Origin of the sequence: Synechococcus sp. H70.1 (genome assembly GCF_047502705.1) — a bacterium.
Lineage (GTDB): Bacteria > Cyanobacteriota > Cyanobacteriia > Thermostichales > Thermostichaceae > Thermostichus.
Map to the genome: position 1 here is coordinate 15,679 of NZ_JANSIV010000038.1, position 11,515 is coordinate 27,193.

11 protein-coding genes and 1 tRNA gene are annotated in these 11,515 nt (G+C 58.5%); 5 read left to right on the forward strand and 7 right to left on the reverse strand.

The annotated features are described in order from the left end of the window. Nucleotides 1-48 precede the first annotated feature (48 nt). The 5 genes from nuoK to NW827_RS02840 form a co-directional block, all read right to left on the reverse strand. Nucleotides 49-357 carry an NADH-quinone oxidoreductase subunit NuoK gene (gene nuoK, locus NW827_RS02820; RefSeq protein ID WP_414403417.1) on the reverse strand — a complete coding sequence of 103 codons (309 nt, stop codon included), beginning with the start codon at nt 355-357 and terminating at the stop codon, nt 49-51. Nucleotides 358-425: 68 nt separating this feature from the next. After that, the gene (locus NW827_RS02825) at nt 426-1,034 is read right to left on the reverse strand and encodes an NADH-quinone oxidoreductase subunit J (protein WP_414403418.1); all 609 of its coding nucleotides are present in this window, start codon (nt 1,032-1,034) and stop codon (nt 426-428) included. Nucleotides 1,035-1,165: 131 nt separating this feature from the next. Then, nucleotides 1,166-2,509: a TPM domain-containing protein gene (locus tag NW827_RS02830; RefSeq protein WP_414503314.1), complete on the reverse strand. Its 1,344-nt coding sequence runs from the start codon at nt 2,507-2,509 to the stop codon at nt 1,166-1,168. A 115-nt stretch (nt 2,510-2,624) separates the two neighbouring features. Beyond that, on the reverse strand, nt 2,625-3,404 hold the full coding sequence (locus tag NW827_RS02835) for a lipoyl protein ligase domain-containing protein (protein ID WP_414403420.1): 780 nt from the start codon (nt 3,402-3,404) through the stop codon (nt 2,625-2,627). A gap of 17 nt (nt 3,405-3,421) precedes the next feature. Then, nucleotides 3,422-3,889, reverse strand: coding sequence for a YbjN domain-containing protein (locus NW827_RS02840; protein WP_414403421.1), 468 nt, complete (start codon nt 3,887-3,889; stop codon nt 3,422-3,424). A gap of 167 nt (nt 3,890-4,056) precedes the next feature. On the opposite strand from NW827_RS02840, the gene NW827_RS02845 reads away from it, so the two are divergent. After that, nucleotides 4,057-4,812 (forward strand): 5'-methylthioadenosine/adenosylhomocysteine nucleosidase, encoded by a 756-nt coding sequence (locus NW827_RS02845; protein WP_414403422.1) that lies wholly within the window; start codon nt 4,057-4,059, stop codon nt 4,810-4,812. A 68-nt stretch (nt 4,813-4,880) separates the two neighbouring features. Here the strand turns inward: NW827_RS02845 and NW827_RS02850 are convergent. Continuing rightward, nucleotides 4,881-4,954, reverse strand: a tRNA-Pro gene (locus tag NW827_RS02850). A 210-nt stretch (nt 4,955-5,164) separates the two neighbouring features. Between NW827_RS02850 and rpsB the strand changes: the two genes are divergently transcribed. The 4 genes from rpsB (at nt 5,165) to queG (ending at nt 9,629) form a co-directional block, all read left to right on the forward strand. Beyond that, nucleotides 5,165-5,959 carry a 30S ribosomal protein S2 gene (gene rpsB, locus NW827_RS02855; RefSeq protein WP_414362557.1) on the forward strand — a complete coding sequence of 265 codons (795 nt, stop codon included), beginning with the start codon at nt 5,165-5,167 and terminating at the stop codon, nt 5,957-5,959. A gap of 333 nt (nt 5,960-6,292) precedes the next feature. Beyond that, nucleotides 6,293-7,114: a translation elongation factor Ts gene (gene tsf, locus NW827_RS02860; protein WP_414403423.1), complete on the forward strand. Its 822-nt coding sequence runs from the start codon at nt 6,293-6,295 to the stop codon at nt 7,112-7,114. 140 nt (nt 7,115-7,254) lie between these two features. Beyond that, nucleotides 7,255-8,661, forward strand: coding sequence for an amidohydrolase (locus NW827_RS02865; RefSeq protein WP_414362559.1), 1,407 nt, complete (start codon nt 7,255-7,257; stop codon nt 8,659-8,661). A gap of 29 nt (nt 8,662-8,690) precedes the next feature. After that, complete coding sequence (gene queG / locus NW827_RS02870) at nt 8,691-9,629, forward strand: tRNA epoxyqueuosine(34) reductase QueG (RefSeq protein ID WP_414403425.1); 939 nt, start codon at nt 8,691-8,693, stop codon at nt 9,627-9,629. Nucleotides 9,630-9,758: 129 nt separating this feature from the next. Here the strand turns inward: queG and dnaN are convergent, their stop codons facing one another. Further along, complete coding sequence (gene dnaN / locus NW827_RS02875) at nt 9,759-11,057, reverse strand: DNA polymerase III subunit beta (RefSeq protein WP_414503315.1); 1,299 nt, start codon at nt 11,055-11,057, stop codon at nt 9,759-9,761. Between the last annotated feature and the right edge of the window lie 458 nt (nt 11,058-11,515).

The following is an 11,515-nucleotide window of genomic DNA, read 5'->3' on the forward strand; positions in this document are numbered from 1 at the left end:
GGCATTCTGGCTTTTGCTGGTACTTGCTAGCTTTACCCTTCACGGAGGCTACCACTTGAGCAGGTTGAACCTCTCCATATCAATGGTAGCGCGATTGCGATAGATCCCTAACACAATAGCCAAGCCTACAGCGGCCTCGGCAGCCGCCACAGTAATGACAAACACTGAGAAGACTTGGCCGCGGATCATAGCCGAGTCCAAAAAATTCGAGAAGGCCATAAAGTTTAAGTTGACAGCATTGAGCATCAGCTCAATTGACATCAGCACCCGAATGGCGTTGCGGCTAACAATTAATCCGTAAATGCCAATACAAAAGAGGACTGCTGCTACTACTAGAAAAAACTGCAGTTGCAACATTGCCAAAGGCTCCAATGGATAGAAAAGTACGAGGAAAGCACTAGGTGGATGGCCGAAAGCAGGCCGCTTTAACGGGTGCTCACCAGTTCTGTCTGGCGTTCCAACTCGGATTCAAGCGGGGGCCGGGCCCGCTCCAGCAAGCTAAGATCCCCCTCTTTGGCTTGGGGGGCGACAAACTCTCGACGCGCTAGTACAATGGCTCCAATCAGGGCCATCAGTAGCAGAACAGAAGCCAGCTCGAACGGCAACAGGTAATCGCTAAAGAAATGCCCGCCGATCACCATAGCACTACTCATGGGCTGGATCGGCTGCAACTGCCAGGGGGTATTCAGGGCCATTGCTGTTAGGAGGGCAAACAGACCCAAACACACTACTGCTGTTACTCCATCGCGCAGCCAGCCTAGCTTTAGAGGGGCAAAGGTGTAGCGGCGGTTCACCAGCATGATGGCAAACAGGATCAGTACGTTGACAGCGCCGACGTAGATCAACACTTGAGCGGCAGCCACAAAATCGGCGTTCAAGAGGAGATACAGCCCAGCAATGCTCAGGAAAACGCCCCCCAAGAGAAAACCAGAATAGACAATGTTAGGGGCCCAAATCACCCCCAAGGCAAAGCCGACGGCCATTGCCGAGAGCACCCCAAACGTAACCAGCTGTACGCCTTCTGCAAGAGTCATGGGCTTTTATCCTCACCAGTTGTTATTGTCACTCCCTTACCACTGTACTGTCCTAACGGATCTAAGAGAAGGCCGGCTCTCCTTTTAGATCGATAGAGAAATCTCTAGGGTTAGGGGGCATTCACTACCTTTTACCAACTGCCGCCTGCTCCGTCGCCGTCGCTGCTGCCGCCCCCGAAATCGCTATCAGAGGTACTCCCAGAATCCCTCTCGGAGTCACTGTCCCTAAGTGGCGGGATCACCACTGTTCTCTCGCTACGGTACTGGCAAATCGGGCAGGTTAGGATCTCCAACTTCAAACCGCTGGAGGAATAGGTTGCTTCCTGGAGAATCTGGGTAGTGAGGTCAAGGGTAAGGGCTTGACAGCTAGGGCAGTAAAGGTGACGGTAGGCTATTCCCTCGCGAACAACCAGGGCAACTCCCCGACAGGCGGGGCAAAACCAGCCGTAGTAGCGGGCTCTGCGCCGGCTTTTGGCCAGGCGATGCGCTGGGGGAAGTTGCTTATCCAGAACTTGCGGCTGGATGGGGCGCAGGGGCCGACCGCAGCTTTGACACACCACCGGCTGAAACGGGATCCCACGCTTCGAGCCCAAGATGCCGTCGGTGGTCACAACTGCCAGGAAGGGCAGCACCAGTACCAGCCAGTTGCCGCTGACCGACATCAGGAAGAGACCAAGGCAGAGGGAACCAGGATAGAGAAGCCGGCGAATGGGGGCGCTCTGGAGCGAAGAGAAGGCAGCCGTTGTCCCCTGCTCTCGGCGTGTTAGCGATAGGACTTTCCCTCCTCCCCGCTCGGCCTTGAGATAGACCGGCAGGCGGGAGCGCCGCCACCCCAGCCCTAGGAGCAGGATCCCCAGCAGCAGTAGGCTCCCTTCCAGCAAGCCTTGAGCAACGGCCAAGGCTTCCCTTCCACCCGATCGAGGAACGGCTGCAGGGGAAAGCGCAGAGGAAGCTTGAACCTCGGCAACTGGCTGCCCCTGCAGCACTGCAGTTAACTGCCGTACTCCTGCCAAGGTGCCGCCCTCGAAATCCCTATTGCGAAATTTGGGTAGAATGTGCTGGTCGATAATCTGCTGAACGCGGCTGTTAGGAAGGATGGTGGCCAAGCCTCTGCCCGTCTCAATTTCCACCCGCCGATCCCCCACCGAGATGAGAAACAACACGCCGTTGTTGCGACCGGCCTTGCCAATGCCCCAGTAGTTAAATAGCTGCGTGGTGAACGCTTTCGGCGTGGCATATCCCTGAGTATTGGGTACCGTCACCACCGCCATCTCGGCAGTGGTACGCTGCTCAAGCTGGGTAAGGAGACGGTTGAGCTCGTTTTCAGTGCTGCTGCTGAGGATGTTGGCGGTGTCGGAAACCCATCCTCCATACTGGCGGCGGGGGTTGGGCACTTGTTGGAGGGCAATGGCCCAAGCAGGCTGCGGGATCCACAGCGATACACTGAGCAAGACTGCCGCCCAAACTTTTGGCATGGCTCACCTGGCTGAGCGCTGCCTTGGTTTTAGCACAGGCCCCTCAGCTGGAGATTCCTCCTCCCTTGCAACGTTGTCTACCGTCTCCGCTGCGGGGAAGCCCTATCCCTCAGGGTCAGCTTTGCCCGGTTATCCCCGCGGGATCCTCCAAATGGAGCGGCTCTGGCCAGGCCTCCTCTTGCCACTCCACCCCAAAGCACTCCTGCGCTGCCTGGAGAAAATGGGCAACCAAAGCAGGGATCCCCGGCGCTGTGGGGCAAAGGTCGTACAGGCCAATCACCTGCGAGCCGGGCAGATAGCGCTCCCACAGCTCGAGATTGGGCCGCAGCAAGAGGGATCCCTGTTGCAGGATCCCCCAAGGTTGCCACAGTTGGGCATTGCCCATGAGCTTTTTGCCTCCCCAGCTGAGATCGGCGCGGGTACGGGCAGCAAAGCAACTGGTTTTGTTGCGGTAGCCCGAATCTGGGGTTGGGCGGTTCTGGGCATGGGTTCGGTTGTGAGCGAGGATTGGATCCACCTCAACGCCCAGTTCTGCCAGCCCCTTTACCCAAAAGCGGCAGCAGAAGTCGTACACCGAGGTTCGCTGCAAACGAGGCAGCCGAGCTTGGAGGTAAGACAGGGGCAGCACCAAGCTGTAGGTCAGCTCTGCTCCATCTTCAGCCGCCTGGTGTAAGACCGCTCTTCCGCCAGTGGGACGGCGCACCACCGGAATCCCTGGCGCTGGATCCGGCCAGGCCTGGTGCCGTCCCAGCGAGAGGGTAAGCCGATCCCAGCCGTAAAAGCGCAAACAGAGCCTGGGATCCTGGCGCAGCCGCTGCAAAAGCCAGGTATCTTGCTCCATTTGCCAGGTGCCGGGGGCTACGCAATAGGGTAGCCAGTAGCCTGGGGATCCCATCCTGATCGCGCCGCAGCTCAAGCTTTGGGAAACTCAGCCTGGAGCTGCTCATCGTACTCATCGGCCAAGCTGGCCACAAGGGTGATGGCGCGCGAGATCTCGCTGGCGCTGATCCCTTCCAGAGTGCGGTGGTGGTTGAGGACCACTTGGTTGTTCCAGATGCAAAAGCGCGCTTCCAGCGTTTCACTCCAGTTTTTCTCCAGGAGTTTCTGCATTAGCTTGGCCGGCTCCGCCACCGGCAGCGAGAGAACGGGAGACCACACCAAGAGGGTATCTTCGGGGGATTCGCCGCTTAGGTGGACAAACACTTCCACGCTGCCATAGGTGAATTTCCAGGTGTGCCCCTGCTCGTGGTTCTCGTAGGCGGCATCTTCTTTGAGGCTGGAAACCACTGCCGAGACCACTTCCACGTAGCGGGGTGGCTCTTCCACCAAACCTGGAAAAACCTCTGGGGAAAGCTCAATGAGCGGCTCGCTGGTGGCCATGGCCTTCTTTCCTACTTCCTGTCCAACCACCTTAACTATACCCCCTACGCGTCTAGCTGGCTGGTCTCTTTCCTGGCCGGATCCGGCTTGGGCCAGAATGGAGCTGCTTCGGGTTAAATGTCTCCAGGGCACCTAGTTTGGTGGAAGAAAGAACTGAGGGAAGCCTCATGGCAACTGCATCCAGCCCATCCCAGAAAGCTATCGGTATTGTGGGAGCCCTGCCAGAGGAAGTGGCCATGCTCACCCAGGCAATGGAGACTTATGCCGTCCATACCCACCTGGGGCGGCAATTCCATCAGGGATCCCTGGCTGGGCAGCCAGTGGTGGTGGTACAGGGGGGGGTGGGCAAGGTGCGGGCGGCAACCACGGCAGCTCTGCTGGTGGCCCATTTTCCCTTGCAGGGCATCATCTTTACCGGCGTGGCCGGCGCCTTGGCCGATCATCTCCATCTAGGGGATGTGGTCCTGGCCCATGCCGCTATCGAGCACGATTTCGGCACCGGACGCCCAGAGGGCTTTGTCTTGGGGATCGACTTCATCCCTGAGTTGCGCCATCCCCTCGCTGAGGCCGATAGCGCCCTCTACGACCTCCTCATGAAGCAGGTGGAGCGGATCCCTCTCCACCCCCTGCAAGGACGCTACCCGGCTATCCATCAAGGCCTGGTGGCCACCGGCGACGTCTTTGTGGCCGACGCCCAGCTCCGCCACCAAATTCGCAAGCGCACGGGGGCGCTGGTGGTGGAGATGGAAGGGGCAGCCGTGGTGCGGGTGGCCCAGGAGGCTGGGATCCCTTGCCTGCTGGTGCGCTCGGTTAGCGATGTAGGGAGCGATACCGATTTCCTCAGTTTCTTTCAGACAGTAGCCCTCAACTCGGCGGCCGTGGTCCACAGTCTTCTCCAGAGCTTGCCTCCCCCCTCTGCGTAGCCTACTCCAGAAGAAAAACTGCGGCCCCTGTCCTTGGACAGGGGCTCTTTCCTAGTTAGGGATCTAAGTCGGAGCGAAAGGATTTGAACCTTCGACCCCCACTACCCCAAAGTGGTGCGCTACCAAGCTGCGCTACGCCCCGACGCACCTGTACCAGAGACGCGCTCTGGAGGTGCTCTACTAAACTAGCACTAGAAGCTGGCTCCTGGCAAGAGCCCCAAGCCAGCTGCCAAATCCCGCAAAGGACGTGCTAGCTTAGTTAGGCTGTCAAAACCCCACACGCCTGAACCATCGGGTGCCCTCAACTGGGATCTGTTCAGGCGGAGGCTAACCCGTAGGAGAGAACTGAACCATGAGCGTCGTCACTTTGCCTCAACTGTTGGAGGCGGGGGTTCACTTCGGTCACAAGGCCAGCAGCTGGAACCCCAAGATGCGGCCCTACATTTTTGCCGAGCGCAACGGCATCCACATCATTGACTTGGTGCAGACAGCCCGCTACCTCAATGAAGCCTATGAATACGTGCGGGAGGGTGCCGAAAAGGGCTGGCGCTTCCTCTTTGTTGGCACCAAGCGCCAAGCTGCTGGGATCATTGCCCAGGAAGCCACCCGCTGTGGCAGCTACTACGTTAACCAGCGCTGGCTGGGGGGCATGCTTACAAACTGGGCCACGATTAGAACCCGCATTGATCGCCTCAAGGAAATCGAAGAGATGGAAAGCAGCGGTCTGCTGGACCGTCTGCCCAAACAAGAAGCAGCCCGCCTAAGGCGTGAGTTGGCCAAGCTAGAGAAGTACCTAGGCGGCATCAAAACCATGCGCCGACTGCCGGATGCCGTGATTATCGTGGATCAGCGGCGCGAAGCCAACGCTGTCCGAGAATGCATCAAGCTCAAGATCCCCATCATCTCCCTCCTAGATACCAACTGTGATCCTGATCTCAGCGACGTTTTCATCCCCGCCAATGACGATGCCATTCGAGCCATTAAGCTGATTGTAGGCAAGCTGGCCGATGCCATCTATGAAGGTCGACACGGGCAACTCGACACGGTCGAAGAGGAAGAGTACGACTACGAGGGGGCCATGGATCTAGAAGAAGAGGACACTTTGGAAGATATGGAAGAGGAAGGAGATCCCGAGGCGGGCGAGTAGCCCTCAATTCCAAGGCAGGGAGGATTTCCCTGCCTATTCTCTGTCCAGAGATCTCAGCTTAAAATTTTCCCAGGGAACGGCCGCAAGCTCCGTACCCCCGCAGTGGGGGGAAGAAAAGTCCTGAGGCGACTTTAGTCGCTCCCATGGTAGGCTACAGGAGCGGATACCAGCGGTTCAGGGTCCTGGTAATGCCCACTTGGGCGCGGAACACTTTTAGGGGCTGCCTTGGTAACCCAGGCGGGGAATGGACGGTTGGCTTGCCGACAGCACCCCCAGCTTGGCCCAGAGTCAGGTGACATCTTTACCATATCCTTAGTTTGTTGAGGAACCCTCATGAGCGATGCCAAGACTAATGTCAAAATTGATCCCCAACTAGTCAAACAACTGCGCGAAGAAACAGGCGCAGGCATGATGGACTGCAAAAAAGCCCTGGAAGAGGCCGGCGGCGACAGGGAGAAAGCTATTGTTTTGCTGCGGCAGAAAGGCTTAGCAGGGGCAGCCAAGAAGGCCAGTCGCATCACTGCAGAAGGAGTTGTTGATAGCTACATCCACTTCGGCAACCGAATCGGGGTTTTGGTAGAGGTCAACTGCGAGACAGACTTTGTAGCCCGCAACGAAGAGTTTAGAAAGCTGGTTCAGGACATTGCCAAGCAGATTGCCGCCTGCCAAAACGTGGAATACATCAGCATTGACCAGATCCCTCCTGAAGTGGTGGAGCGAGAGAGGGCCATCGAGATGGGCAAGGAGGATCTGGCTAGCAAGCCCGAGCATGTGCGGGAAAAAATTGTTCAAGGTCGCGTTGAAAAGCGTCTGAAAGAGCTGTCTCTGATGGATCAGCCCTTTATCAAAGATCCATCAATTACCGTAGAGGAATTGGTAAAGCAACACATTGCCAAGCTGGGAGAAAACATCCGGGTGCGGCGGTTTGCTCGCTTTGTCCTGGGGGAAGGGATTGAGAAAGAAAAAGTGGATTTTGTCGCTGAAGTGGCTGCGCAGGCCGGTCTCAAGCCAGCGGAGCCACCGCAAGCGGCAGAAGCAGCAACTGCTCCTCCCGCAGAACCTGCGGCTGACCAAGTTGCGGTGGAGGCTGCTGGGAATGAGCCTGTTGCCGAGGGCAAGCCGGCCAAAAAAGGCTCTAGCAAGAAGAAGAAATAGGGGACTTCGTGACGAAAGGAAAGTCAGCAGAAGTGTGGAGGAGCGCCTTGACAACGCCTTTGCGAGCTCCTTTGTGGGCTGCGTAAGAAGTCGGGGGAGTGGCAAGCTAGGGTAACAGGCAACCATTTCGGATCTTGGGCATGGGCTTTATCCTGCGCAATGCGGTGATCCCTACCGCCGGCGGCTACAAGACTACAGATGTCCGCATTGAAGGGGAGCGAATTGCTGCCATCGGCAAAGGGCTGGCCTCAGTAGGCCCAGATGGCGTAGAGCTCGATGCCCACAACAAGCTTTTGTTGCCTGGCTTTGTTAATGCCCACACCCACTCTTCCGAGCTGTGGCAGCGCGGGATCATCCCGCCCTACCCGCTAGAACTGTGGCTGGCGCAACTGCACGAGTACTCGCCGCCGGATCCAGAAAAGATCTACCTCAGCGCGCTGGCGACGGCGGTCGAGACCCTGCTCAGCGGCGGCACGACCGTAGTGGATCATCTTATCCTCATCCCTGGCCAGGAGCTGGCCACCCTCGAGGCAGCCGTGCGGGCCTACCGAGAGGTCGGGATCCGCGCCTTCATTGGTCCGCTGCTTCAGGATCAGGCGCTTCCTGCTTGCCTGCCAGGCGGAGAAGGGGAGGCACCAGCCTATCCCCTCTCTACAGCAGAAGTGCTGGCCCTGGTGGAAGAGGCGGTTGAGAAGTACCACCGCCCAGAGGAGGGCATTAGCCTGATGGTGGCCCCCACCGGCATTCAGCTCTGTTCTGACAAGCTGTTTGAGGGCTGCGCGGAGTTGAGCCAAAAGTATGATCTCCCCCGCCATGCCCACCTGCTGGAAACCCGCGCTCAGCAGATGCTGGCCCAGGAAAAGTACGGTTGCAGCGCAGTCAAGCACTTGCAGCAGATCGGCTACCTGGACAGCCGGACTTCCCTTGCCCACTGTGTCTGGCTCACCGATGCGGATATCGAGATCCTGGCCCGCACCGGCTCTACGGTTGTCCACAACCCCTTGAGCAACCTGCGCTTAGGCAGCGGTATCGCCCCCATCCTCAAGTATCGCCGAGCAGGGGTGAATGTGGCCTTTGGCTGCGATGGGGCTGCCAGTAACGATTCCCAGGATCTCCTGGAGGCCATTAAAATCGGCACCATCCTGCACAACATCACGGATCCCGACTACCGCCACTGGATTGCTCCCCGTGAGAGTATTGAAATGGCCTCCCGCGGCGGGGCCATTGGCCTAGGGCTGGGAGAGGAGCTGGGATCCCTGGAAGTGGGCAAGCAGGCGGACCTCGTGCTTTATGATCTCACCCAACTGTCCCTGCTACCCCGCACGGATCCCATTGGGCTGCTGGTACTGGGCCGGCCCACCCAGGTAGTACACAGCGTCTGGGTCAGAGGAAAGCGGGTGGTGGCCGACGGCAAAGTAACAACGGTGGATGTAGCCAAGCTGCGGCAGGAGCTGTTCGAGCACAGCTTTTGGGATCCCTGGCGCCGCTCACAGCAGGTGGCCCAACTGGAGGCCCGCTACCGCCGCGTGATGGGTCTGCCAGAATAGGGATGTCGGGGATCGCTCGAGAATCAGAGATGGACTCGGCCAGAGTCACTGCCCAGCTAAAGCAGCAGGCTCTGGCGCTGGGCTTTGACAAAGTTGGCATTGCCAGCATAGAAAACCCCCCGGACTTACGGGGTCTGTCAGCCTGGTTAGCTGCAGGCATGGCCGCCGACATGGCCTGGATGGCTGACCCGCGACGAATGGATCCAAAGCGGGTGCTGCCGGGGGTGCGCTCCCTGGTCTGTGTGGCCCTAAACTACTACACCCCCACCTGCCATAGTCAGGATCCCAGCAAAGGCAAGATTTCCCGCTACGCTTGGGGGCGGGATTATCACCGCGTGCTGGGGCGGCGACTCAAACAGCTCCACCTCTGGATGCAAGCGCAATTCCCGGATTACCAGGGCCGATTCTACGTAGACACCGGCCCAATAGCAGAAAAGCCCTGGGCCATGCAGGCGGGCTTGGGTTGGATTGGCAAAAATAGTCTCTTGCTCACCCGTGAGTATGGCTCCTGGGTGTTTCTAGGGGTCATCCTGACCACCCTTAAGCTCGTTCCTGACCAACCTCACACGAGCCACTGCGGCACCTGCACCCGCTGTCTGGAAGCCTGCCCCACCCAGGCCATTGTTAGTCCAGGCGTGGTCGATTCCCGCCGCTGCATTGCTTACCACACCCTAGAGAGCCACGCCGAGCGGATCCCTGCTGAGATTGCCCAGAACCTGCAGAACTGGGTGGCCGGCTGCGACATTTGCCAAGAGGTCTGTCCTTGGAACCAACGCTTTGCCCGGCTCAGTCCCCTTCCCGATTTTCAGCCCTACCCCTGGAACATCGCCCCCGACCTCGAGGAGCTGGCTCGCATTGACGACGAGGAGTTCGACCGCCGCTTTCCCGCCTCCGCCCTGCGCCGGCTCAAGGCCAACCGACTGCGCCGCAATGCCCAAGCTGCCCTCCAAGGCCATGAGGCCAGCTAGCCTATCCCTCTTGTTGGCCTCCCGCCTGCCCCAGCGCTGCCTGGACCTGTTCCCAACCTCACTTACACTGCAGCCTTTCCCCGGAAACTGGGGGGTGGGGATAAGCACTAGCTGGAGGGCGGGAGAGTGTTACGTTGCCCGCAGTTGCACTGGCATGACCAAATAGCAAAGGCGCACCGCTCCCAGTGGCTTCCAAACAGCCGGCTGCGTGGCCCCGTTGAGTTCTAGGCTTACCTGCTGCGTGTGAAACACCTTGAGAGCCTCCAGCAGGTAGCGGACATTGAAGGCCACCTCTAGATCGGGGCCGGACATCTGCACTGGCAGCGATTCCTCGCCACTGCCTACATCAGGTGCTTCGGTGCTGATGCGCAGGGTTTGGGTTGCTGCCGAGAGACTGAACTTGATGATGTCGTTCCGCTGGGCAGCAAACACTCCCACCCGCTCCAGCGACTCCATCAGGGGTCGCCGCTCCAAGGTCACTTGCCGCTCAAACTGCCTGGGCAGCAAACGGTTGTAGTCGGGGTACTGACCCTCCAAGAGACGACTGGTAATCCGCTGTTGGGGCAAAACAAATTGTACCTGTGACTGGTCAAAGCGCAACTCCACCTTGGAGGCACCAGTCTGGGCGCTGAGGATGCGCTCCACCTCCCGCAGAGTCCGAGCGGGAATGGTGAAATCAGGCCCTCTCCCTTCCCTGGCTACCTCAACTGGAATTCCCTCGACTTCTACCTGAGCTATGGCCAGCCGATGTCCATCAGTGGCTGCAAACTCCAGCTGCGGCGGCTCCCCAGGCACAAGCTTGACATGCACCCCTGTGAGTACCTGCTTGGTTTCGTCACTAGAGGCGGCAAAGAGGGTCTGGCCAATTCCCTGCAACAAGCTCTCGATGGGCACCTCTAGAGCCCGCGCGGCACCACCCTCAATGGCAGCAGGGATCACTACCTCAGGCAGGGTGGGGTACTCCTCTGCCGCAGCACTGCGTAGCTGGTACTGACCAGCAGCTGAAGTGAGGATAACCCGCTCCTGAACTTGGCTCACCGTAACTGAACCACTGGGCAGACGGCTGACGATGTCGCCAAACAGCTTGGCTGGCAGCGTAAGGCGACCGGATGCTTTCACCTCCGCCTCAAACTCGCTGCGAATGCCCAAGCTTAGGTCAAAGCCCGTCAGAGCCACCTGCTGCCTTTCTGCGCTGGCTTCCACCAGCACGTTGGCCAGAATCGGCAGCGCGGGCCGACTGGCGATAGCTCGCCCAACTGTTGCCAGTTGCTGGCTAAGCTTGGCTTGCTCACAGGTAAAGCAAAGGCCACCAGTAGGACTACCTCCCGCTGCTGCAAAGGGCTGCTCCTTGGCCCCGTCCAGGAGCTCAGTTTCACGAACCCCCAGCGAAGTTCCCGAGCGGCCGTCGCGCGGGGCAGACGCGAACATGCTTGCCCTAGGTTCTTCCTGCAGAGGGCGTTGAGCTTGTACCATTGCGGGCCTTGCGAGCTGAATACGCTAATCCTAGCACTGACTTGCCCCTAGTTTGCACTCTCGCGCGCGCGAAGAGGATTAAAAACCACGATCCCTACCCAATTTAAATTTTTAACAGTAGTAGTAGGGCCTGTGGAAATTGTGGAAATCGATGGCCTGGTGATTGGCAAAGCCTTGTGCTGTAAGCCTTTGGGCTTGTCCCCTGCCTGTGGAAAATCTGTGGATAACTGGGTGCTCTTTTCCACAGAGTATTTATACCTTGTGGATAACTAGGGGGTTTTTTCCACAGGTTTTCCACAGTTTTTCAAAGTTTTCCACAAGTTTTCCACAGGCGGGTAGGGCAGGAGCTGGGAAAGTTTACAAAACTTAATGATCGATCCGTTGGGGATCCCCTAGACTGGGGAACTGTAGAC